We start from the raw sequence: 21,782 nt of genomic DNA on the forward strand, positions 1-21,782 counted from the left end.
CCTCGATCAGGTCACCTGACCCTCAGTAGGCGCTGCCGCAGGCTGCGATCTTTTGATTTTGCTTTTCAAGATCAAAAGATCGCAGCCTGCGGCAGCTCCTACAGGAGGGGCATGGATTACTGCGCGGCGATGCTGTAGCCGTCGAACGCGGTCTGCTGTTGCAGGGCGGTGATGATGTTCTTGCGGTTGGCGGCTTGTTCGGCGCCGCTGTTGTCGATGAAGGTTTCGCTTTCCAGCTCGGCTTCCTCGCCTTCGCCAACGAAGGTGAAACCGAGGAATTCCAGGGCTTCGCGATCAACGTTCAGGCGCGAGCGCGGTGTGCGCAGCGGCAGGGTGACGCTGATGCCGTCCTTGCTGATGGTGAACACTTCGGCTTCTTTCTTGGCCCGTGCCGCCTTGGTCTTGCCGCCGCTCGGGTTGCTGATCGCCTGGTGGGTCTGGTTCAGCACCTTGAGCGCCAGGCCGTAGACGATTTCCTGAAACGCCGGATCGTCCTTGAAGCTGGACAGGATGCGGCTGATCGGGAACTTGCTGCTCAGGTCTTCCAGGGCGGCGATGTCGGCGGCCTCGGCATCCTTGAGTTGCTTGAGCTGGCCCATCAGTTCATAGGCCTTGTCATCGTCGAAGCTGTCATGTGCCTGGCGGATCGCGACGCGCAGCTCGCGGATCTGGTCGCTTTCGCGGCTGGACTGGAAAGCGTCCAGCACCATCTCGCTGATGGTTTTCGCCTGGGAAACGTGTTGTGAAAGATTGATGGAGTTTTCGTATTCCGCTTTGGACGACAGGGTGACTACGGATTCAGCGGTGTTGGAATCGGACATTGAAATTTCACTACTTCTTTGAGCTTGAATAGAGGCGAGAAAGCTTGGGGGCTTTTTCAGGCCGACTAATCTATTGGACCGGGGCGGCGTTGTCACGGCCCAACGGGCGGCTGGTCATGTTTTTGCCTCCTGTAGGAGCGAGCACGCTCGCGATGAACGCCCGGACACCGCGGGGTGTCAGGCTGCCGGCGTTATCGTTGACGTCCATCGCGAGCGTGCTCGCTCCTACAGAAAAACAAAAAAGCCCCGCGTTCTTGACGAAGCGGGGCTTTTTATTGGGACATGCCTACGGATGCAACAGCTTCTGCGCCCGTTTATCCGCCAGATGCTGCACCACCAGCCGCCCGATCAACACCAGCAGGGTCAGCGAGATCAACAGCACCGAAATCGCCGCGACGCTTGGGTCGACGTTATCGCGCAGGCCGCTCCAGATGCGTTTGGGCAGGGTGTCGACGTTGACGCTGGTGATGAACAGTGTCACCGCCACTTCTTCCCACGACAGGGCAAAACCCAAGAGCGCGGTGGAGGCCAGGCCCAGTTTCAGGTTCGGCAGGATCACCATGAAGGTGGTCTGCATCAGGCTGGCGCCGAGGTTGCGCGAGGCCAGTTCGATGCGTCGGTCAATCTGGCTGAGGGCAACCAGCATGGTCACCACGCCATACGGCACCACCATTATCACGTGGGCAATTACGACGCCGGTCAGGGTGTCGTAGCCCATGCCCGGGGCGAAGCGGCCGAGCCTGGTTTCCATGAAGTACAGCACCAGCGCGGAAATCACCGGCGGAATCGCCATCGGCAACAGCACCAGGCCGATCAGCGCCGTGGCCAGTTTCGAGCGCATGTACCAGATGCCGAGGCTGAAGCTGGCGGCCAGCAGCGTGGCGATGACGCTGGTGGCGAAGGCGATGGTCAGGCTCTGGCTGATGGCGTGGAACCAGTCAGGGTTGCTGACCAGCGCCTCGTAGTGGCGCAACGACCAGTTGCCCTCGGGCATCGACAGGAAGCGCTTGCTGGTGAACGACACCGGAATGACTGTCAGCAGCGGGAACAGCATGAAGGCCATGGCGACCACGGCCAGCAGCCGGGTGCTCAGGCTTGTGCGATGAGTATTCATAGTTGTCTCAGCCTACCAGTCGGTTCACGCGGGTCATTTTCAGCAGCACCCAGATCAGCGCGCTGACCAGGGCCAGCAGCACCACGCTCAGTGCAGCCCCCAGGCCCCAGTTGCTGGTCTGGAACATTTGCAGGAACACGTACTCGGCGATCATCACCGTTTGCCCGCCACCCAGCAGCACCGGGGTGATGAAGAAGCCCAGGCAGAACACGAAGACCATGATGAACGCACCGAGCATGCCCGGGACGGTCTGCGGCAGCAGCACTTGCCAAAAGGTGCGCAGGGCGCCGGCACCCAGGCCGCGAGAGGCCATGAGCACGCGCGAGTCCAGTTGGCGCATGGTCGACAGCAGCGGGAACACCGCGTACGGGATCATCACGTGGAGCATGCCGATGACCACGCCGATTTCATTGCGGCTCAATTGCAGCGGTTGATCGATCAGGCCCATGCCCATCAGGCCGTTGTTGAGCACACCATTGCTGCGCAGGGCGATCAGCCAGCCGAAGGCGCGCACCAGCACGGAAATCCAGAACGGAATGAAGATGCAGATCTCCACCACCCGTTGCCAGAACGGCGGGCTGAACACCCAGCAGTACGCCAGCAGATAGCCAATTGCCAAGGCCAGGCAACTGACCGTCATGCACAGGCGCAAGGTGCGCCAGAGCATGTCGTGGATCGCCGGGTCAGTGGCGATGCGCTGGTATTGCTCGATGCCGGGGGTCGGCAGCGAAAAGCTCCAGCCGACCACGCCGAGAAACGGCAGCACGTAGAAAACCAGCAGCAACACCGGCAGCGGGAACAGCAGCAAGCCACGTTCCAGGCCCGGCGAACCGAACCGGGCCTTGGGCTTGCTCAGGGTGGACGTCATTGTGATGGTCATGATCGATGGCTCACTTGGACAGGTGCGTCAAATACTCTTCCAGAGCCTTGGAGTAGTGATCGGCGTACCACTGGGCATTGAGGGCGATCTGTTTTTTCAGGTTCGCTTCGGAGGCGCAGTTGGCGTCCAGTTGCTCAGGCGACATCAGTTTCTCGGTGGCGCTGTTCGACGGGCCGTTGCCCAGCGCTTCGAACAGTTTGAGCTGGCCTTCAGGCTGCAAGGCGTACTGGATGAACTGCATCGCCGCTGGCGTGCCCGCCGGGTTGCCTTGCAGTACCGCCCAGCTGCTGGAGTTGATGAAGCCGTTGTCGAAACTCCAGCGCACGCGATTGTCGGTGTCTTCGCTGAGCAGCTTGGCGCGGGTATGCCAGATCGCGCCGACCGACACTTCGCCGTCGACCATCAGTTGCTGGCTCTCGGCGCCCGAGCTCCAGAACGACAGCACGTGGGGTTTGATCTCGTCGATCTTCTTCATCGCCCGTGGCACATCCAGCGGGTACAGCTGATCGGCCGGAACGCCGTCGGCGAGCAATGCCGCTTCGAGCATCCCGTTCATCCATTTGTACAGCGTGCGTTTGCCGGGGAATTTCTTCACGTCCCAGAAATCAGCCCAGGTCTTCGGCCCGTTGTCGCCGAACTTTGCGCTGTCCCAAGCCATCACGTAGCTGAACTGATAGCTGGCGATGCCGAAATCGGAGGCGAGTGCCGGGGCGACCTGGTCGCGCTTGATCACGTTGTAGTCCAGCGGTTGCAGGATCTTTTCCCGGCCCAGCACCAGGGCGCTGTAGCTCTCGACATCGACCACGTCCCAGCTCGGCTGTCCGCTGGCCAGCTGCGAGCGGATCGCGCCCTCGGTCGGGCCGGCGCCGTCGATGCGCACTTGAATGCCGGTGTTCTTGGTGAAGGTGTCGGTCCATGCCGAACGGAAGGCGTTCAGGGCATCGCCACCCCAGTTGACCACCACCAGCGGCTTGTCGGCCGACCAGCTGATACCGCTGCGCAGCGCCAGGGGCACCGCCGCCAGCAGGCCCATGGCCTGGATGAAGGTGCGACGGTTGATCTGACCGTCACGGGCCTTTTCGATAAGCACTTCGATGCAGTCTTGTTGGTGATCCTGGCGCATGGGGGCAAGTCCTCAAGCGGCGGGCGCCTCCTGGGGCACCGGCCTTATTGTTGTCATTGGAAGAGCGCTGGGTGAGGCAAGTTTTTCAGGGCTTCAGGCTGGCAGCAGGAAGCTCTGCTGTACCGGCCAGCTCAGCCAGACCGGCGCGCCGCTGGGCATCAATGCGCCAGGGTGATTGCCGGGCACGGACAGGTTGATCGGCAAGGTATCGCCACCGACCTTGAGCGCCAGGTGGGTGCTTGAACCCTGATAGACCTTGTCGGTGAGTTGCGCGGGCATCACGTTGTAGCCGTCGCGGTTCGGGCACTCGCTGTGCAAGTCCATGTGTTCGGGGCGCACCGCCAGCACGATCGGCTGGTTGCCCAGCGGCGACGGGGCGAGGGCGTGCAGCACGCTGGTGCCGCAGCGGCCGCTGGCGGTCGGGCCGTTGCGGGTCAGGCCATCGAGCGGGAACAGGTTCATCTTGCCCAGGAATTCGGCGACAAAACGGCTCTCGGGACGGTTGTAGATGTTTTCCGGAGTGTCGACCTGGGTCAGCTTGCCATGGTTGAAAATCGCGATGCGCGACGACAGCGCCAGGGCTTCGTTCTGGTCGTGGGTGACGAACACGAAGCTGGTGCCGACCTGGCGGTGGATGCGTTGCAATTCGGTTTGCAGCTGTTCGCGCAGGTTCTTGTCCAGGGCCGACAGCGGTTCGTCGAGCAGCAGCAGTTCCGGCTCGAACACCAGCGCCCGGGCAATCGCCACGCGCTGTTGCTGGCCGCCGGACATTTCAGCGGGCTTCTTGTGCATGTGTGCGCCAAGGCCGACCACTTCGAGAATGTGCTTGACCCGGCGTTGGCGCTCTTCGGCCGCGACTTTGCGAATGCGCAGCGGGTAGGCGACGTTTTCGGCCACGGTCATGTGCGGGAACAGCGCGTAGCCCTGGAACACCATGCCGAAATTACGCTGCTCGGCGGGGCGCTTGATGATGTCGACGCCTTGCTCCATCAGCTTGCCCGCGGTCGGGCTGAGGAAGCCTGCCAGGATCATCAGCAAGGTGGTCTTGCCCGAACCGGAAGGGCCCAGCAGGGTAAGGAATTCGCCTTGGCGAACGTCAAGGTCGACGTTATCCAGCGCCGCGAAACGACCGTAATACTGGCTGATACCTTGTGCGCTGAGCTGAATCGCTGAACGGCTGGACACTATCGAGTTCCTCTTTTTATTGCCCATATGACGATCGAGGACGGATGCAAATCCGACATGGGCTTTGGGCTCATTATTGTTAAAAATATCGCTACATCAATGGAATTATTTTGCTGGTATTGGTTAGTTTTTTTACCCAATCCCATCCTGTAGGAGCGAGCCCTGCTCGCGATGGTCGCGAACGATTACGCGCGAAACCTGACACCCCGCGGTGCGTCGGATTTTTTCGCGAGCAGGCTCGCTCCTACAGGGTTTGCGGTGTCAGAGGGTGTCCTGCCAGGTCTGGTGGGACGATTGCAGTTGGGTCTTGACCCAGTTGCTGAAGGCCTGGACCACCGCGCGCTCGGCTTTTTGCGGGTCGGTAGCCAGGTAATAGCCACGGTGCAGGTCGATGGTGATGTCGAACGGACGCACCAGCAGCCCCTTGGACAAGGCGTCGCCGCTGATCAGGTTGTCGCCGATGGCGATGCCCTGGCCGGCAATGCAGGCGGACTGCGCGCAATGCGCATCAGAGAACAGAATGCCGCTGAGCGCGTTGACCCCCGAAGCACCGGCGGCGGTCAGCCAGATGCGCCAGTCCGAATAGTCGGTCATGTGCAGCAACGGGTAATGGTCCAGTTCATGCGGGGTTTTCAGGCCGCCCAGCGCATTGATGAGCCGAGGGCTGCACACCGGGAAAAACCGCAGCGCGACGATTTCCTCGACCAGCATTTCCGGCCAGTCACCAATCCCGTAGGCAATGAACAGGTCGACGTTGGGGTTGTGGGTATCGTCCGGCGTGCGCGGGGAAATCAGCTGCAACTGCACCAGCGGGTACTGACGCAAAAACGCACCGATGTGGTGGCACAACCAATAGGTCGCGAACCCCGGCGCGCAACTGATGCACAGGCGACCGGAGATTTCCTGGTCGTCGATCAACTGGCCGGCATCGAGCAGGTTCAACAGAATCCCATGCACCTCACGCGCATAGCGTTCACCTTGATATGTCAGGCCAATGCCCCGGCCAATACGCTCGGTCAGGGCGAAGCCGACACATTCCTCCAGCTTGCTGATCTGGTGGCTGATGGCACTGCGGGTCAGGTTCAGTTCACGGGCGGCGACCGAGACGCTGCCCAGGCGTGCGACCGCGTCCAGAGCGCGAAGGGCTGTCATAGAGGGAAAACGCATAACTGATTCCGCTGTGGGTGGATGGGACGGGTATGGTGATGGAAATTGAACAGTCAGGCCAAAAAAAATCGATTGTTGTATCGGATGATTCAACAATACTAGCTTCACGCATCGGCGACCAGTGCGGTCATTGACACAAATTGCTCACCCGATGGTGGGCGGCGCCAACCGCACGGATCGCTCAAACAACAAAAAAATTTTCCGGTCCGCTCCTGTGCACAGCGCACGGCGGGCCCTCAAACTGCCCAGAATCAAGGTGGCTTACATGGCTGAGTCCGACAACTTTTCCTCGACCCATTCCACACAAGGAACATACGCCGACCTGATCCTCGGCAACGGTCGCATCTATACCCAGGATCCGGCGAACCCCTGGGCCGAGGCCGTGGCGATCCGCGACGGCAAGTTGATCGGTGTCGCCAGCCTCGTTGAACTCGAAGCCTTCAAGGGGCCGAACACGCGGGTGCATGACCTGCAAGGCGCGTTCTGCATGCCGGGCCTGCACGACATGCACACGCACCCCGACCTCGCGCTGGCGCCGCGCTACAGCGACGACCTCGACGTGGGCATCGAAGACCCGACCCCCGAACAACTGCGCGAAAGCATCCTGGCCTATGCCGACAGCCATCCCGGCGACGGCTGGATCTACGGTCAATACTGGGTGCGCTACACCTTCCGCGAGGCCGGCCTGACGCCGGGCCGTGCGTGGCTAGACAGCGTCATGCCGGACCGTCCCGTGGCGCTGCTCGACCGCATGTGGGGGACCATGATGGTCAACTCCAAGGCCCTCGAACTGGCCGGCATCGACCGCCACACCTCTGACCCGCGCAACGGTTATTTCGAGCGCGATGAACTGACCGGCGAGCCGACCGGCCTGATGATCGACGGTGCCTACGCGATGATCCACGCCGCCATGCCGCCGACCCCGGTCAGCGTGCTGCGCCGTGCCTATCGCGATGGCGTGCATTTCCAGAGCTCGCGCGGGGTGACGGCGAGCAAATACGTGCACGTCTGTGAACAGCGCCTGCAAGCGCTGAAGGAACTCGACGACAGCGGTGAACTGACGGTGCGGATCGAAGCCGCGATCAGCTGGCAGGACGATATTTTCCCGGTGCGTCGTCGCTGGGAATTGCTCAGCGGTGAACGTCACTACTACCGCAGCGCGCGCCTGAGCGCCAACGCCGTTAAATTCCACTTCGACGGCACGGTCGAGCCAAAATCGTCTTACCTGCTGACCCCGTGGCCAGAGGAAAAGAGCTGGCGCGGCAAGCTCAACCTGACCCCTGAACACATCACCGACATGGTGGTGGACATGGATCGCCAGGGCATCCGCGTGATTGCCCATTGCACCGGCGACGGCGCGTCCGACGTGTTCCTCGATGCCGTGGCCGAGGCCCGTCGTCGCAATGGTTTCAGCGGCGTGCGCCACCAGTGCGCCCACAGCACCTTGCTGCACCCGGGCAATCTGCCGCGCTTCAAGGAACTCAACGTCATCGCCGAGTTTTCCCCGGCCGCGTGGTATCCGACGCCGTTCGCCAGTGGTGCGCGTTCGGGCTATGGCCAGGAACGCCTGAAGCGCATTTACGACTTCAAGGGTGTGCTGGAAGCCGGCGGCACGGCGGTGATGGGCACGGACTGGCCGGTGGCGTCCATCGACCCGTGGCTGGCCCTGGAAACCATGGTCACGCGCCAGAACCCGTGGAACGACGACCCGGCCTGCTTCGGTGACCCGATCAGCCTCGAACAGGCCCTGAACGTGGTCACCCGCAACGGCGCCGTGGCCATGGGCCTGGAGGCCAGCACCGGCAGCCTGGAAGTCGGCAAGTCGGCGGACCTGATCGTCATCGACCGCGACCTGTTCGCCGAGCCGGCGCGCAACTACATCCATCAGACCCAGGTGCTGCTGACGTTTGTCGAAGGGCAGTTGGTCTACGACCGTCATTCGACGCTGGCGCCGATCGGTCTGAAAGCGGTCTGGCAGGGTGAACCACCGGTGCTGGAGGGCAAGGCGTAATGGACGGACAACGGATCGCAGTCACCGTCGTATCGGGTTTTCTCGGTGCCGGCAAAACCACCTTGCTCAACCGCATGGTGCGCCGTGCCGAAGGCAGCCGGCTGGCGGTCATCGTCAACGATTTCGGCGAATTGAACATCGATGCGGCCATCGTTTCCGAAGTCACCGATGCGGTGTACAGCCTGCAAAACGGCTGCATCTGCTGCACCGTGCAGGAAGACCTGCTGGCGCAGTTCGGCAGCCTGGCGCAGTTGCAGCCGCGGCTGGAACGCATCGTCATCGAGTGCAGCGGGGTGTCCGATCCGCAGCGCATCGTGCAAACCCTGGCCTATCCGCAACTGCGCAGCCAGATGCAACTGGACATGGTCATCACCGTGGTCGACGCCACCCGTCATTTGCAACTGGAGGGTGAGTACGCTCGCCTGGCCCGGGCGCAGGTGGCGGCGGCCGACTTGCTGTTGTTGAACAAAACCGACCTGGTCGACGCGCAACAGTTGCAATCCTTGCGTGCGGTATTGGGCGAGAGGACCCGGGTGCACGTCAGTGTGCAGGCCGAGCTACCGGATGCGCTGTGGCTGGACACTGACCTGGATGTCGAGCATCGGGCGGTGAAGCCCTTGACGCTGGTTTCGCAGGATGACCACAGCCAGATGTTCAGCAGTGAATTGTGGCAGAGCACCACGCCACTGGATGTCGAGCGTTTGCGTGGCTGGTTGCAGGCGCTGCCCGGCGATGTGTTTCGGGTCAAGGGCCTGGTGGTGCTGGCGCAGGGCGCCAAGGCGCACTGGTTGCAACACGTCGGCACGCGCAGTCAGTTTCTGCCGGCCACCGACGAGGCCGGCGCCAGCGCCACGCGCCTGGTGTTGATCGCACGCCGGGACTTCGGCGGCTGGGACGCGTTGCGCCAAGGCCTGGATGCCTGCCAGGTGACGGAGAACGTCCCGACATGAGCCCGACCGAACAACGGCTGCGTGAAGAACTGGCGGCCTGTTATCGACTGGTTGCGCACTTTCGCATGACCGACCTGATCTTCACCCACATCTCGGTGCGCCTGCCGGGGCCGGAGCATCACTTCCTGATCAACCCCTACGGGCTGATGTTCGATGAGATAACGGCGTCCAACCTGGTGAAGATCGATCTGGCGGGCCGAGCCGTCGAGGCGTCGCCGTATCCGGTCAACCCGGCCGGTTTCGTGATTCACAGCGCGATTCACGGCGCCCGTGACGACGCGCAATGCGTATTGCACACCCACACCAAATCCGGTTGCGCCGTCGCAGCCTTGAAGTGTGGCTTGTTGCCGGTCAATCAGATTTCCATGGAGTTCTACGGGCGTGTTGCTTATCACGACTACGAAGGCGTGGCGCTGGACATGAGCGAGCAGCAACGCCTGGTGCAGGACCTGGGCGACAAGCCGGTACTGATGCTGCGCAACCATGGCTTGCTGACCGTCGGCGAGACCGTGGGCCAGGCGTTCCTGCGCATGTATTACCTGGAAAAAGCCTGCGACATCCAGTTGGCCGCGCAAGCCGCCGGGGAGCTGGTGTTGCCGCCGGCCGAGGTGTGTGAACACACCGAGCGCCAGTTCAATGATCCCGGTCGGCCGCTGGATGATGGCGAGCTGAATGATCCGGATGCAATGCAGTTGGCCTGGGCAGCGTTGTTGCGGATGCTGGAGCGGGTGGCGCCGGGGTATCGGGACTGACTCAGACCCTGTGGTGAGGCGGCGGGCCTCTTCGCGAGCAGGCTCGCTCCTACAAGGGGTCAGGTGTCGAGCGCTAATATGTGTGGCAACCCGGATCAACTGTGGGAGCGAGCCTGCTCGCGAAGGCAGTGTGTCAGGCGACATTGATGTTGAATGTGCTGGCCACTTCGCGAGCAGGCTCGCTCCCACAAGGGAGGGAAGTGTGTCAGGCTTGCCCCGGCGTGTTCAGGTTCATTGAGCGCTCTGCCAGGGCAGACGCCGTGGCTTCATCCACCGCCAGCGAAAACCGAAACGTCGCCCCCCGCCCAGGCACATCGACCAGCTGAATCTCGCGACCATGCAGTTGCAGGATGCGATGCACAATCCTTAACCCCAGCCCGCCATCACGCCGCGCACCGCCAATGTTGAACGGGCGCAGGAACAGCCCTTCGCGCAGTTCGGGGGCGATGCCGGGGCCGGTGTCGCTCACCGTCACTTCGATAAAGGCGCCCTGGGCGCGCAGGCTGAGCTCGACTTCTCCGCCTTGCGGGGTATGGCGCAAAGCGTTGTCGAACAGGTTGGTCAGCACCCGCTCGATCAGCCCCAGGTCCGCGCAGGCTGCCGAGACATTGGCGGCGAACGTGGCCTTGAGTTCGACCTGGCGCGCTTCGGCGGTGAGTTCGAATTTCTGGAAGATGTCCTGGGCCAGATCGGTCAGGGAAAAGCGTTCCAGCACCGGTTGCACGAAACCGTGCTCCAGGCGCACCAGCTCCAGCAGCGACTGTGCCAGTCCGCCGACCTTGCGGCTTTGATCCAGGGCGATGCCCAGATAGCGGCGGCGGTCGGCCGGGGACAGCGTGGCGTCCTTGAGCGACAGGGTTTCCAGATACCCGTGCAAGGACGCCAGCGGCGTGCGCAGGTCGTGGGAAATGTTCGCCACCAGCTCGCGGCGTTCCTGGTCCTGACGCGTCAGCGAGCGCCATTGCTCACCGAGGCGTGCCTGCATCTGCCGGAACGCAGCGTCGAGGATGGCGATTTCATCGTGGCTGGCGGCTTTCTCCATCGGCGTGAGGGTCGGCGGCGTGACGGGAATGCCGTCGATGTCGAAGCGGCTGACACTGTCGGTCAGGCGGCGCAATGGCCGGGTGATCAGGGCAAACGCCGTGAGGCCGGCAATCAGGCACAACAGCGCCACCAGGCCGATGGACAACAGGGCGGTATTGAGCGCGGCGCTGGTGGCACCGCGCTCGGCGATGCGGTCATGGTCTTCCCCGAGCAGGACCACGTAGAGATAACCGGCCGGCTTGCCATCGACCTTCAATGGCGCGGCGCTGAACACCTTGCGTGCATCGACGCTGCGCGGGTCGTCACCGAGAATCGGCAGGGCATCGCCGTTGAGCAGGCGCCGGATCGGTGCCAGGTCGACCTGTTCGCGCCGTATCCGGCCCTCGGGCGCGGCGCTGCCGACAATCTTGCCTTCGGTGTCCAGCAGGTACACCTCGACACTGGGATTGACCAGCATCAGCTTGCTGAACAGGTCACGCACCGCATTGGGCATCAGGCCCTGGGTGTCCATCAGCACCGTGTCGCGGGCGATGTGTTGCGCCAGGTCCCGCGACAAGCCTTGCACCACTTCCTGTTCATGCATCTGGTTGGAGCGCACCTGCATCCACGCCGAGGTGCCGCAGCACACCAGCAACAGCACGGCGAACACCAGTGACAGGCGTTGCGTGAGGGTCAACCTCATGGTGTCGGCTCCTGGCTGCTGGCGAATTTGTAGCCGCGCCCCCAGACCGTGAGGATGCGCGCCGGTTGCGTAGGATCGGCCTCGATTTTCGCGCGCAGGCGGTTGATGTGGGTGTTGACCGTGTGTTCGTAGCCTTCGTGGCTGTAACCCCACACGGCATTGAGCAGGTCCATGCGCGAAAACACCTTGCCCGGCTGGCGCGCGAAGAAGTACAGCAAGTCGAACTCCCGTGGCGTGAGGTCCAGGCGCCGGCCATCGAGGGACACCTCGCGGGTGATCGGGTCGATGGCCAGGCCATCGATGTCGAGGCTGCCGGCGTCCATCTTCAGGTTGCGGGCCATGGCATCGACCCGGCGCAGCAGGGCCTTGACCCGGGCCACCAGTTCGAGCATGGAAAACGGCTTGGCCAGGTAGTCGTCGGCGCCCAGTTCCAGGCCCAGAATGCGGTGCATTTCGCTGGAGCGGGCGCTGGTGATGATGATCGGCGTGTAGCGGGCCATGGCGCGGGCGCGCCGACAGATTTCCAGGCCGTCGACGCCGGGCAGCATCAGGTCGAGGATCAGTGCGTCCCAGTTGCCCTGCTGCAACAGGCGCATGCCTTCAGTGCCGTCGGCGCTGTGCACCACCTCGAACTGCTCGTCACGCAGGTGCAGGCAGATCAGGTCGGCGATGTGCAGGTCGTCCTCTACCACGAGGACGCGTTTGGTCTGTTCCATCCCATTCAACCTTTCTGCGCGAGGGGTTCATTGTGCGGTTTTTTCGGCCATCGAGTTATCACGAATTGTTTAACTCCCCGTGAGGATTTGGCGATCACCCCAAGCCTAGGCTGTGTTCCATGACAAGCCTCAGGACTTCGGAGACAACCATGTTCTCAAGACGACAATTTCTTTGGGCCAGCGGCGGGCTGGGGGTGGCGGCCCTGGCGATCGGTGCATTGCCAAAATTTGCCGCGAGTACCGCGCTGATCAGCGAGGCCGACGCGGCGCAGGCGTTCGAAGTGACCCACAGCGACAGCGAATGGCACGCCCTGCTCAGCGACGAACAGTATGAAATCCTCCGTGAAGAAGGCACCGAACGGGCTTACAGCAGCCCGTTGAACAACGAGCACCGCGAGGGCACCTTCGCCTGTGCCGGCTGCAATCTGCCGCTGTTTTCCTCGGCGACCAAGTTCGACAGCCGCACCGGTTGGCCGAGCTTCTGGGCGCCACTGGACAAGGCCGTGGCCACTCGTCAGGACCGCTCCTTCGGCGTGCTGCGCGAAGAAGTCCACTGCCGGCGTTGTGGCGGTCACCTGGGCCATGTCTTCGATGACGGCCCGAAACCGACCGGGCTGCGTTACTGCATGAACGGCCTGGCGATGAAGTTCATCCCCGGGGCCGCCTGATTCCTTCGACTTACGTTTTTGCAGGTAACCCCATGTGACCTCTACCGTCGGTTGATAACCACCTTTCAACATTCAGGAGTCCACCCATGAAAAACCTGTTCACCTGGCGCCGTACCTTGTTGGGGCTGATCGCTGCCGGCGCCATCGGTCAATGCTCGGCGTTCTCTCTCGGCGGTTCGCAAGACGCGGTGAAACTGGCGCCGCCGACCCTCGACGAAATCACCCAGGCCCGCAGCGAAACCGCCGTGTTTGCCGGTGGTTGCTTCTGGGGCGTTCAAGGCGTGTTCCAGCATGTCAAAGGCGTGAAGAACGCTGTCTCCGGTTACGCCGGCGGTGCGGCCAATACGGCTCAGTACGAGCGTGTCAGCAATGGCGATACCGGCCATGCGGAGTCCGTGGAAGTCACCTTCGACCCCAGCCAGGTCAGCTACGGCACCTTGCTGCAAATTTACTTTTCGGTGGCGCATAACCCGACCGAACTCAACCGCCAGGGACCGGACACCGGCACCCAGTATCGCTCGGCCATCTTCACCAAAAGCAGCGAGCAGCAACGGGTCGCACAGGCCTACATTGCCCAGCTCGACGCCGCCCATTCGTTCAGCAAACCCATCGTGACCAGGCTTGAAAGCTACAACGGTTTCTACCCGGCGGAGGAGGAACACCAGGATTTCCTGACCGAGCACCCGACGTATCCCTACATCGTGATCAACGATTTGCCGAAGGTCGCGCAGCTCAAGCAGCTGTACCCGGATCGCTACCAGGACAAACCAGTACTGGTGAAGGCCGGCATGCAGGAATAGGGGCTCAGTGCTTGCCCCACATGCCCAGGGCGAAGTCGACGAAACGACGCAGTTTTGGCAGGCGATAGCGGTCCTGGGCGTAGACCAGGTGCATCGGCCGGCTCGGCAGTTGATACCGTTGCAGCAAGGGCACCAGCTTGCCGTCCTTGAGGTCCTGCTCCACCAGCGCATCGGGCACCATGACGATGCCCATCCCGGTGCGTGCAGCCTGGTGCAGGCCGGCTGAACTGTTGATCACCAGCGATCCGCTGACCGCCACCACGATTTCGCCCTCCGGGCTGTTCAGGCGCCATTGCCGGGCCACCGATTGCCAGTCATCGCCAGCCGGATAGGCGAACGCCAGGCAATCGTGGTGTTGCAGGTCTTCCGGTTTTTCCGGAGTGCCGCGACGGGCGAGGTAGTCCTTCGACGCGCACATGGTCAGGGTGTAGTCGATCAGCGGGCGGGCGATCAGGTTGGAAGGTTCGAGGGCACCCAGGCGGAAGGCCACGTCGAAGCCCTGGTCCAGCAGGTCCGGCCGTCGATTGGTCAACACCACGTCCAGTTTCACCCGTGGATTGTGCAGGCTGAACGCGCTCAAGGCGGGCGCCAGGCGTTCGGTGCCGAAGGTCAATGGCGCGGTAATGCGCAGGGTGCCGCTCGGTTCGTCGAGGGTTTGCTCCGCCAGGCGTTCGGAGTCCGCCACCAGTCCGAGCACTTCCAGGCAGCGCTGGTAATACGCGCTGCCGAATTCCGTCAGGCGCTGGCGCCGCGTCGTACGGTTGAGCAGGCGCACGCCCAGCCGCTGCTCCAGCGCCTTGAGGTGATTGCCGACCATGGTCGTGGACATTTCACACTGCTGCGCGGCAGCGGTCATGCTGCCGGCTTCCACCACCCGAACGTAAACGCTCATCGCCTGGAACAAATCCATTATCAAGCCCAGCTTTTAAATGATCGAAGTTTTGCGCAGTTTATCCAGTTCAGGTGGATAACCATACTGCGAAAACACCGACAATTAATGGAGCCTGATGTCATGACCGCCGCCTGCCTGATGAGCACTTACCAACCCCTGGCCTTGAGTTTCGACAAAGGCCTGGGCACGCGCCTGTGGGACCGGGCCGGGCGTGAATACCTGGATGCGGTCGCCGGGGTGGCCGTGACCAACGTCGGCCATTCCCATCCGAAAATCGTCGCCGCCATCAGCGAGCAGGCCGGGTTGCTGTTGCACACCTCCAACCTCTACAGCATCGACTGGCAGCAGCGGCTGGCGCACAAACTCACCGCGCTGGCCGGCATGGACCGGGCGTTTTTCAACAACTCGGGCGCCGAGGCCAACGAAACGGCGCTGAAAATCGCCCGGTTGCATGGCTGGCGCAAAGGTATCGAGCAACCGCTGGTGGTGGTCATGGAGAACGCTTTTCATGGACGCACCCTCGGCACCTTGTCCGCCAGCGATGGCCCGGCGGTGAGGTTGGGCTTCAACACATTGCCGGGTGATTTCATCAAGGTGCCGTTCGGCGATCTGAATGCGCTGGACCAAGTGCAGCGGGATCACTGGCCTCGCGTCGTGGCGATCCTGATGGAGCCGATCCAGGGCGAGAGCGGTGTGCAACTGGCGCCACCGGGCTATCTCAAGGCCGTGCGCGAACTGTGCAACCGGCGCGGGTGGCTGATGATGCTCGACGAAATCCAGACCGGCATCGGCCGCACCGGCCAGTGGTTCGCCTGCCAGCACGAAGGCATCGTGCCCGACGTCATGACCCTGGCCAAAGGCCTGGGCAACGGCATCCCCATCGGCGCCTGCCTGGCTCGCGGCAAAGCCGCCGAACTCTTCACCCCCGGCAGCCACGGCAGCACCTTTGGCGGCAACCCGCTGGCGTGCCGCGTCGCCTGCACCGTGCTGGACATCATCGAAGAACAGGGCCTGCGCGAGAACGCCCGCCGGCAGGGTGAACGGCTGCTCGACAGATTGCGCATGGAACTGGCGGATCACCCGAACGTCCTGGCGGTTCGCGGCCAGGGCTTGATGATCGGCATCGAACTCAAGCAACCGATCCGCGACCTGACCCTGATCGCGGCGCGGGATCACGGCCTGTTGATCAACGTGACCCGGGGCCAGACCATTCGCTTGCTGCCGCCGCTGACGATTGACGAGCGGGAGGTGGAGATGATTGTGCGAGGGGTGAGCCGGGCGATTTCTCAGTAGTGGTATCTGCACATCAGGATACGTACTTCACCGTCCTCGACTGTATAGACCAAGCGATGTTCGGCCGTGATCCGGCGTGACCAGAAACCGCTCAGGTTGTGTTTGAGCGGTTCAGGTTTTCCCACACCAGTGAACGGTTCTCTCTGGATGGCTTTGATCAGCAGATTGATTCGCTTGAGCCCTGCCTTGTCGTTTTGCTGAAACCAAAGATAGTCGTCCCAACCTTCAGGCGTGAACTCGATGTTCATTCTTCTATGAGCTTTCTGGCTTTGGCCTTGCCGGCCCGTAGGCTGGCGATCGATTTGATCAAGCGTTCGGCATTGGCTGGGGAGCGAAGCAGGTAGGCGGTTTCTTCGAGGGCGTTGTATTCCGCCAACGACATCATCACCACGGGCTCGCCTTTCTGGCGAGTGACAAGCAGTGGTGCCCGGTCCTCATTGACCCGGTCCATGGTTTGCGCCAAGTGCGCACGTGCGTTGGTGTAGTTGATGGTTTCCATTTTGATGTCCTCGCTTGATGCTGAGAACGTACAGAAATGAGTACAGGATGGCAAGGCGATACCTACGAGTGGTTGTGACGCAGACGATGTCTGCGCGTTTGCAACGAGTGTTGCCGAAGTTGCTTCGGGACATTTCCGAGATCGCTGTAATCCCGATCTGACGCGAGCGTCCTCTATGCATGTGCGCTGACGAACGCCATGATTTCAGTCGGGTCTTTCAGCTGGCGCTTTGAACCGCCAAACGCGTCGAACAACCGCTGATGCGCAGCAAACCCGCTGGCCCCCTCACGCGCACGATAGTTGCTGGCCCACTCCAGCAAGGCGATCAGCAACTCATCGTTTTCGTTCCGATGCGCCTCGCGCTGGCGAATATTGGCGACGCACTGCTCATCCTCGACACGCAACCAGATCAACGCCGTCGCCCGGGGCAAGAGTTCGCTGATGATCCAGTCGTAAACCCCTTCGATCACCCAGCGCTCTTCATTGGCCGCTATACGTGCCATGCCCAGCGCTTCGGCGCGGGGGCGGGCGATGCTGTGTTCGTCGGACAGCCAGTGGATTGAATCGAGGTCGGTCCAGGGTACTTGCAGATGCATGGCCAATCGCTCGGCCAGCCAACTCTTGCCGGAGCCGGAATTACCGATGATCAGGGTTCGAGTGAGATCCATGGCAACACCAATCAACTGTAGGAGCGAGCCTGCTCGCGATGGACGTCAACGATAACGCGGGGCATCAGACAGCCCGTGTCGCCCATGCGTCCATCGCGAGCAGGCTCGCTCCTACAGGGTTTAATCATCGTCTTTCGGCGCCACCATTCGCGTCTTCGGCGCACCGTTGGAATTGTGCTGGAAGATGTCCCGCGGCTGCCCTTTTTCATTAAAGAACACCTGCCCGATCCCCGCCGAATTCCACAGCCGCTCGCCGGCTTCAGCATGCTCGGGAATGTGCGGCACGATGCGCATGCGGCGGCGTTTGGTCAGCCAGTTCAGTGGCGAGCGCGGCGAGTACAGCCAGCGATTGAGGCGGTCGAACCACTCCAGCAGCCTGGCCGGGAATTCGTTCTTGATGCCGCTGCTTGTGATCTGCCAGATGCGTGGCCCGGCCTTGCGGTGTCGGATCAGCACTTCGTAGACGAAGGAATAATGCACATCGCCCGACAGCACCACGTAACTGCCCGGTGTACGTGAGTGTCGGAAAATGTTCAAGATCACCTGCGCGGCACCGCGATGGGCCATCCAGTTTTCCGCGTCGACCAGCAGCGGATAACCGCACCAACTGAAGACGCGTTGCACGGTTTCGATCAGTTTCACGCCGAACACCGGTGCCGGGGAGACGATGATCGCCGACGGATGATCGAGCAGCTCCTGTTGCAGTTCGCTGAGGGCTTCCCAATCCAGCAGTCCCGACGGTTGCTTGAGGTTCATCTCGCTGCGCCAGCGCCGGGTGCGGGTGTCGAGCACGACCATGGCCGGCGTCGTCGGCAGCACGTAATGCCAGTGCTGAAACCTGAGCAACTCATCGATCAAGGCATCCTGGACCGGACTGTCGAGGTAATCGTCATGCCCGGTGACACTCAATGCCCGGGTCTTTTCCAGCACGTCGCTGAACGCATCCGGGTTGTTACCCCAGCCCTGGCACAGCATGTAGGCGATCAGTGCATTGCCGATGATGCGTTTGGAGAACGGATGGCCGTAGGCCGTTTCCTCCCATTGCGCGGACAGATTCCAGTCGTCGGTAATATCGTGGTCGTCGAAAATCATCAGCGTCGGCAAATGCGCCAACGCCCGGGCGACCTGGCCAAGTCCAGCCTTGAAGCCGTCGATGCGCGTTTGCTCCAGCGCATAACGCTTGCTTCTTTCGGGTGTCAGCACCGGCGGTTGCGGAGCGATCAAGGTCCAGGGCGCCGGCGACCAGACCAAAAGGTACATGGCCATGACTTCCGCGAAGGTCACCAGGTGATTGTCGGCGCTGCTGCTGGTGAAAATCGGCTTGCGCGCCCCGCCGAAGAATCGCTCGCGCAGGGTCTCGTTGCTCTCCAGCGCCGGCAGCAAGTCCGCACGGTGGTAGTAACTGGCGGGGTGTTCGTAGAGTCTGGCGCTGTCGCTGACCACGGCGCCTTCCAGGTGCTCGCCGGACAACCCCAGCCGCTCGATCAGGGCATGAATCGCCCGCAAGGTAGGCCCGGCGACATCGTCGGCGTAGACCTGGTCGCCGCTCATCATCAGCAACGCCGGGCGATCCTCGGCCTGGTGTTCTTTGGCCAACAAGGCATCGACGCAGAGCAGACCGTCTGCCGCCGGATGATGCGGTTTTCGGCAGGAGCCGTGCAGCAATTGATCGATACGGGCGCGCAGGACGAAGTTCGGTGTGCGCGCCTCGCCGTACAGCAGATGCGGCGCCCAGTCGGCGATGCCGGTCCCGTCATCGAGCAGCAGGTCGTAGTCGATCACCTCATCGCAGGGCAGGGCGGTGTCCAGCGGCACATCGATCAGGTGCACGAACGCATGGGTTCCCACCGCAATGACCGTGCATTGCCCGGCATCGAGGCGAATATCGCCAACGTCCGGCAATCGTAACGTCAGCTCCAGCGCCCGGGAACCCACCAGCCACAACACCAGCCGCGTGGGTTCCAGCCGGCGCAGCAGCGGGCCGGCCAGGACAGGGGGCAGGTGGCGATGATCAACGGACAGTGGCAAGGACATGGATACTCGGATTCAAAAGCTGAACGTTCAGAAGTGCGCGATGATAGCGCATGGGAATCTATCAAGGATGCCGGCCTGAAGAGGTAGGGAGCCGCATGAACCATCAAGGGCGAGCTCCCGGCAATGGGGGGGACGTGGACAGGTTTCAAACTGATGGCTACCTTCAGAAGACGATGAGCCTACTCCATAGGTATACTTGCGGACAAAAATACCAGGGGGCCATTGTTGATTCCCCGATGCAGATAAGGAAGAACATGTGTCGATTCAGATTCAAACTGGCTCAAATGTAAGATCAAATCGTCTGGCTGATTTTGTCGCAAGTGCTTTTTTACTGATTGTTACTTTCGTTCTCTTCTCGCCTTTGATAGCGAAATTATCATCTATTGGAGGGGATTATGTGGCGCACTTAAAGTGGGCCGCTGAAATGGAAGAACAAAAAGTATTGTTGCTTCCTCACCCGCTTTATCATTTTCTGGTCATGCTGATCAAGAATTTATTTTCATTTGATTATGCGAAGTCGTCAGTAGTAATCGTGGTAGCGGCTATATACGGCTTGTCTATTTTGAACTACAGGATTCTGGCACGGTATATAAATCCGATATTGGCTGTTTTGTTATCGGTTTGCATGCTTTTGATTACGCCGCTTCAGGCTGTTTATCCGTTGGATAAGCATTTGTATTTTGGCTACGTGGGCATCACAACCTATCATAGCCCCACAATGCTACTGTTGAAGCCGTTGTCTCTCCTTGCGTTCTGCTATGCATTGAAAGCCGCCACGACTACGGAAGAGCGTGACTTGCCAAATGCGTTCATATTTGCGCTCTCTCTGTTTTTTTGCGGTATATCGAAGCCCAATTTTCTGATCATTATACTGCCCGCTTTCGTATTGTTTTTGCTACTGATTGGGAGAGTCAGGCCCGTATTGACGAATGGGTATGTGTACGGTGCATTTTTTCTTCCCATATTCCTGGTATTGGGCCTGCAGTTTTTCCATGCGTACTATTACCAAAGTCTTTCGTTGGGCACGGGGAATGAGGAAAGTCATATTGCTTTTTTGCCCTTTGAAAGCATGCAGCATTATTCAGGGTTTCTGGTTGAGAAGTTTTTTCTTTCGGTCGTGTTTCCTCTGTTAGTGTTTTTGTGCTATCCGAAAGAATATTTTAAAAATCGAGCTGTGCTGTTGTCCGGCATCTGTTGTTTTGGGGGAATCATACTCACTTATTTGTTCGCGGAAACTGGGTATAGGCTATACGCTGGGAATTTTTGGTGGAGTGGACAGATAGGCATGTATTTGGTGTTTTTGTTCACCTTGGTTTTTCTGCTGGAAAATATGAGTCAGTGTTGTCTCGGGTTTTTTGGAAAGCTTAAATATACTGTCTGTATGATTTTGTTTTTTGCGCATGTCGGATGTGGTGTCTTCTTTTATAGGCAGGAATTGCTTTTTCCTTATATGCAATATTGGTAATGGTTTATATGAATCCTCTATCCGAATCACATGCGCAGAAAATCATGCAACCCAAAGACGCAGAACCTCTTATTTCGATCGTTATACCGGTTTACAAAGCAGAGGGCTCGCTGGATGAGCTTTATTCCCGCCTGAGGACATCGCTGGAGATCATATCGCCAGAGTTCGAGATCTTGTTGGTCGAAGACTGCGGAGGTGATGGCTCCTGGCAAATAATCGAACGGCTCGCGGCCGCAGATTCCCGGGTGCGTGGCATTCAATTGAGCCGGAATTTCGGACAGCATTATGGAATTACCGCGGGCCTGGACGCTAGCCGAGGGCAATGGGTGGTCGTGATGGACTGTGACCTGCAGGACCGGCCTGAGGAAATTCCACGGTTATATGCCAAAGCTCAAGAGGGATACGATGTGGTCCTGGCATTGCGAGGCAAGCGACGCGACTCGCCACTTAAACGGGCCACCTCCTGGCTGTTCTATAAAATATTCAGCTATTTGGCAGACTTTGAATACAGTGGCGACAGCGGGAATTTCCGTATCATTTCCCGCAAGGTGGTCGATAACCTTTGCCAAATGCGTGAGCAACTGCGGTTTTTTGGTGCTTTGGTTCACTGGTTGGGTTTTTCTACCGCAGGTGTCGAGGTAGAACACTCCGAGAGAATGGAAGGGAAAAGCAGCTATACATTTTCAAAGCTCTGGAATTTAGCCATGGAAACTATTATGGCCTATTCAGATAAGCCGCTCAGGTTGGCGGTAAGGCTTGGATTCACCATGGCGTTTCTGTCATTTTTTTATGGCGCCTATCTTATAGGCACTACGTTGCTGCACGGTGCCGAGGTGCCTGGCTGGACCAGTTTGATGGTATCGATGTTCTTCATTGGTGGGGTCATTATCTCCATTCAGGGTGTGGTCGGTATTTATATCGGAAAAACATTTGACGAAACCAAAAAACGGCCATTATATATCGTTGGGCGAAGAACATTCTAATTGCTCGGGTTTGAGGTCTGGAGGTTATTAAGTAA

General features: G+C 60.3%; 21 protein-coding genes. 8 read left to right on the forward strand and 13 right to left on the reverse strand.

Features of this window, described 5'->3' with window-relative positions; translation table 11 throughout:
- Nucleotides 1-116: 116 nt before the first annotated feature.
- The 6 genes from F8N66_RS07025 to F8N66_RS07050 all read right to left on the reverse strand — a co-directional run bounded on the left by F8N66_RS07025 (nucleotide 117) and on the right by F8N66_RS07050 (nucleotide 6,290).
- Entirely contained in the window at nucleotides 117-821 is a 705-nt protein-coding gene (locus tag F8N66_RS07025; protein ID WP_150769500.1) for a hypothetical protein, read from the reverse strand.
- Nucleotides 822-1,107: 286 nt separating this feature from the next.
- The gene (locus F8N66_RS07030; RefSeq protein ID WP_150769501.1) at nucleotides 1,108-1,935 is read right to left on the reverse strand and encodes an ABC transporter permease; all 828 of its coding nucleotides are present in this window, start codon (nucleotides 1,933-1,935) and stop codon (nucleotides 1,108-1,110) included.
- A 7-nt stretch (nucleotides 1,936-1,942) separates the two neighbouring features.
- Nucleotides 1,943-2,815 (reverse strand): ABC transporter permease, encoded by an 873-nt coding sequence (locus tag F8N66_RS07035; RefSeq protein ID WP_150769502.1) that lies wholly within the window; start codon nucleotides 2,813-2,815, stop codon nucleotides 1,943-1,945.
- Between the two features lie 10 nt (nucleotides 2,816-2,825).
- Nucleotides 2,826-3,938: an ABC transporter substrate-binding protein gene (locus tag F8N66_RS07040; RefSeq protein WP_150769503.1), complete on the reverse strand. Its 1,113-nt coding sequence runs from the start codon at nucleotides 3,936-3,938 to the stop codon at nucleotides 2,826-2,828.
- A gap of 93 nt (nucleotides 3,939-4,031) precedes the next feature.
- Nucleotides 4,032-5,123, reverse strand: a complete 1,092-nt coding sequence (locus tag F8N66_RS07045; RefSeq protein ID WP_150769504.1) for an ABC transporter ATP-binding protein — start codon at nucleotides 5,121-5,123, stop codon at nucleotides 4,032-4,034.
- 261 nt (nucleotides 5,124-5,384) lie between these two features.
- Entirely contained in the window at nucleotides 5,385-6,290 is a 906-nt protein-coding gene (locus tag F8N66_RS07050; protein ID WP_150769505.1) for a LysR substrate-binding domain-containing protein, read from the reverse strand.
- Between the two features lie 265 nt (nucleotides 6,291-6,555).
- Here F8N66_RS07050 and F8N66_RS07055 point away from each other — a divergent pair, with 265 nt between their 5' ends.
- Genes F8N66_RS07055 through F8N66_RS07065 form a run of 3 tightly spaced genes read left to right on the forward strand, consistent with a single transcriptional unit; the run spans nucleotide 6,556 to nucleotide 10,003 of the window.
- Nucleotides 6,556-8,301 (forward strand): amidohydrolase, encoded by a 1,746-nt coding sequence (locus F8N66_RS07055; protein ID WP_150769506.1) that lies wholly within the window; start codon nucleotides 6,556-6,558, stop codon nucleotides 8,299-8,301.
- On the forward strand, nucleotides 8,301-9,251 hold the full coding sequence (locus F8N66_RS07060; RefSeq protein WP_150769507.1) for a CobW family GTP-binding protein: 951 nt from the start codon (nucleotides 8,301-8,303) through the stop codon (nucleotides 9,249-9,251). The genes F8N66_RS07055 and F8N66_RS07060 overlap by 1 nt, the downstream gene beginning before the upstream one ends.
- Nucleotides 9,248-10,003, forward strand: a complete 756-nt coding sequence (locus tag F8N66_RS07065) for a class II aldolase/adducin family protein (protein ID WP_150769508.1) — start codon at nucleotides 9,248-9,250, stop codon at nucleotides 10,001-10,003. Before F8N66_RS07060 ends, F8N66_RS07065 begins: the two co-directional genes overlap by 4 nt.
- Before the next feature lie 205 nt (nucleotides 10,004-10,208).
- Here the strand turns inward: F8N66_RS07065 and F8N66_RS07070 are convergent, their stop codons facing one another.
- Together F8N66_RS07070 and F8N66_RS07075 are read right to left on the reverse strand one after the other, a co-directional pair.
- On the reverse strand, nucleotides 10,209-11,729 hold the full coding sequence (locus F8N66_RS07070) for a sensor histidine kinase (protein WP_150769509.1): 1,521 nt from the start codon (nucleotides 11,727-11,729) through the stop codon (nucleotides 10,209-10,211).
- The gene (locus tag F8N66_RS07075) at nucleotides 11,726-12,445 is read right to left on the reverse strand and encodes a response regulator transcription factor (RefSeq protein ID WP_150769510.1); all 720 of its coding nucleotides are present in this window, start codon (nucleotides 12,443-12,445) and stop codon (nucleotides 11,726-11,728) included. The genes F8N66_RS07070 and F8N66_RS07075 overlap by 4 nt, the downstream gene beginning before the upstream one ends.
- A gap of 149 nt (nucleotides 12,446-12,594) precedes the next feature.
- On the opposite strand from F8N66_RS07075, the gene msrB reads away from it, so the two are divergent.
- Nucleotides 12,595-13,113, forward strand: coding sequence for a peptide-methionine (R)-S-oxide reductase MsrB (gene msrB / locus F8N66_RS07080; RefSeq protein WP_150769511.1), 519 nt, complete (start codon nucleotides 12,595-12,597; stop codon nucleotides 13,111-13,113).
- An 86-nt stretch (nucleotides 13,114-13,199) separates the two neighbouring features.
- On the forward strand, nucleotides 13,200-13,913 hold the full coding sequence (msrA, locus tag F8N66_RS07085) for a peptide-methionine (S)-S-oxide reductase MsrA (protein ID WP_150769512.1): 714 nt from the start codon (nucleotides 13,200-13,202) through the stop codon (nucleotides 13,911-13,913).
- Nucleotides 13,914-13,917: 4 nt separating this feature from the next.
- On the opposite strand, the gene F8N66_RS07090 is transcribed toward msrA, so the two are convergent.
- A complete protein-coding gene (locus F8N66_RS07090; RefSeq protein WP_150769513.1) occupies nucleotides 13,918-14,823 on the reverse strand; it encodes a LysR family transcriptional regulator in 906 nt (301 codons plus the stop codon).
- Nucleotides 14,824-14,925: 102 nt separating this feature from the next.
- Between F8N66_RS07090 and F8N66_RS07095 the strand changes: the two genes are divergently transcribed.
- Nucleotides 14,926-16,098: an aspartate aminotransferase family protein gene (locus tag F8N66_RS07095; RefSeq protein WP_150769514.1), complete on the forward strand. Its 1,173-nt coding sequence runs from the start codon at nucleotides 14,926-14,928 to the stop codon at nucleotides 16,096-16,098.
- Here F8N66_RS07095 and F8N66_RS07100 read toward each other — a convergent pair.
- The 4 genes from F8N66_RS07100 to F8N66_RS07115 form a co-directional block, all read right to left on the reverse strand.
- Nucleotides 16,092-16,346, reverse strand: coding sequence for a Txe/YoeB family addiction module toxin (locus tag F8N66_RS07100; RefSeq protein WP_150769515.1), 255 nt, complete (start codon nucleotides 16,344-16,346; stop codon nucleotides 16,092-16,094). The genes F8N66_RS07095 and F8N66_RS07100 overlap by 7 nt on opposite strands.
- Complete coding sequence (locus F8N66_RS07105; protein ID WP_150769516.1) at nucleotides 16,343-16,597, reverse strand: type II toxin-antitoxin system prevent-host-death family antitoxin; 255 nt, start codon at nucleotides 16,595-16,597, stop codon at nucleotides 16,343-16,345. Before F8N66_RS07105 ends, F8N66_RS07100 begins: the two co-directional genes overlap by 4 nt.
- A gap of 173 nt (nucleotides 16,598-16,770) precedes the next feature.
- Nucleotides 16,771-17,265 carry an adenylate kinase gene (locus F8N66_RS07110; protein WP_150769517.1) on the reverse strand — a complete coding sequence of 165 codons (495 nt, stop codon included), beginning with the start codon at nucleotides 17,263-17,265 and terminating at the stop codon, nucleotides 16,771-16,773.
- Nucleotides 17,266-17,385: 120 nt separating this feature from the next.
- Nucleotides 17,386-19,299, reverse strand: coding sequence for an alkaline phosphatase D family protein (locus F8N66_RS07115; RefSeq protein ID WP_150769518.1), 1,914 nt, complete (start codon nucleotides 19,297-19,299; stop codon nucleotides 17,386-17,388).
- A gap of 256 nt (nucleotides 19,300-19,555) precedes the next feature.
- Between F8N66_RS07115 and F8N66_RS07120 the strand changes: the two genes are divergently transcribed.
- A complete protein-coding gene (locus tag F8N66_RS07120) occupies nucleotides 19,556-20,764 on the forward strand; it encodes a hypothetical protein (protein ID WP_150769519.1) in 1,209 nt (402 codons plus the stop codon).
- A gap of 44 nt (nucleotides 20,765-20,808) precedes the next feature.
- Nucleotides 20,809-21,747: a glycosyltransferase family 2 protein gene (locus tag F8N66_RS07125; protein WP_150769520.1), complete on the forward strand. Its 939-nt coding sequence runs from the start codon at nucleotides 20,809-20,811 to the stop codon at nucleotides 21,745-21,747.
- Nucleotides 21,748-21,782: the final 35 nt, after the last annotated feature.

It is taken from the genome of Pseudomonas fluorescens (genome assembly GCF_902498195.1).
Taxonomy (GTDB): Bacteria; Pseudomonadota; Gammaproteobacteria; order Pseudomonadales; family Pseudomonadaceae; genus Aquipseudomonas; species Aquipseudomonas fluorescens_BU.

Bases quoted from the DNA above. Each gene is read 5' to 3' on its own strand.
- F8N66_RS07025 (WP_150769500.1), bottom strand. From the start codon at position 821: ATGTCCGATTCCAACACCGCTGAATCCGTAGTCACCCTGTCGTCCAAA.
- F8N66_RS07030 (WP_150769501.1), bottom strand. From the start codon at position 1,935: ATGAATACTCATCGCACAAGCCTGAGCACCCGGCTGCTGGCCGTGGTC.
- F8N66_RS07035 (WP_150769502.1), bottom strand. From the start codon at position 2,815: ATGACCATCACAATGACGTCCACCCTGAGCAAGCCCAAGGCCCGGTTC.
- F8N66_RS07040 (WP_150769503.1), bottom strand. From the start codon at position 3,938: ATGCGCCAGGATCACCAACAAGACTGCATCGAAGTGCTTATCGAAAAG.
- F8N66_RS07050 (WP_150769505.1), bottom strand. From the start codon at position 6,290: ATGCGTTTTCCCTCTATGACAGCCCTTCGCGCTCTGGACGCGGTCGCA.
- F8N66_RS07055 (WP_150769506.1), top strand. From the start codon at position 6,556: ATGGCTGAGTCCGACAACTTTTCCTCGACCCATTCCACACAAGGAACA.
- F8N66_RS07060 (WP_150769507.1), top strand. From the start codon at position 8,301: ATGGACGGACAACGGATCGCAGTCACCGTCGTATCGGGTTTTCTCGGT.
- F8N66_RS07065 (WP_150769508.1), top strand. From the start codon at position 9,248: ATGAGCCCGACCGAACAACGGCTGCGTGAAGAACTGGCGGCCTGTTAT.
- F8N66_RS07070 (WP_150769509.1), bottom strand. From the start codon at position 11,729: ATGAGGTTGACCCTCACGCAACGCCTGTCACTGGTGTTCGCCGTGCTG.
- F8N66_RS07075 (WP_150769510.1), bottom strand. From the start codon at position 12,445: ATGGAACAGACCAAACGCGTCCTCGTGGTAGAGGACGACCTGCACATC.
- msrB (WP_150769511.1), top strand. From the start codon at position 12,595: ATGTTCTCAAGACGACAATTTCTTTGGGCCAGCGGCGGGCTGGGGGTG.
- msrA (WP_150769512.1), top strand. From the start codon at position 13,200: ATGAAAAACCTGTTCACCTGGCGCCGTACCTTGTTGGGGCTGATCGCT.
- F8N66_RS07090 (WP_150769513.1), bottom strand. From the start codon at position 14,823: ATGGATTTGTTCCAGGCGATGAGCGTTTACGTTCGGGTGGTGGAAGCC.
- F8N66_RS07095 (WP_150769514.1), top strand. From the start codon at position 14,926: ATGACCGCCGCCTGCCTGATGAGCACTTACCAACCCCTGGCCTTGAGT.
- F8N66_RS07100 (WP_150769515.1), bottom strand. From the start codon at position 16,346: ATGAACATCGAGTTCACGCCTGAAGGTTGGGACGACTATCTTTGGTTT.
- F8N66_RS07105 (WP_150769516.1), bottom strand. From the start codon at position 16,597: ATGGAAACCATCAACTACACCAACGCACGTGCGCACTTGGCGCAAACC.
- F8N66_RS07110 (WP_150769517.1), bottom strand. From the start codon at position 17,265: ATGGATCTCACTCGAACCCTGATCATCGGTAATTCCGGCTCCGGCAAG.
- F8N66_RS07115 (WP_150769518.1), bottom strand. From the start codon at position 19,299: ATGTCCTTGCCACTGTCCGTTGATCATCGCCACCTGCCCCCTGTCCTG.
- F8N66_RS07125 (WP_150769520.1), top strand. From the start codon at position 20,809: ATGCAACCCAAAGACGCAGAACCTCTTATTTCGATCGTTATACCGGTT.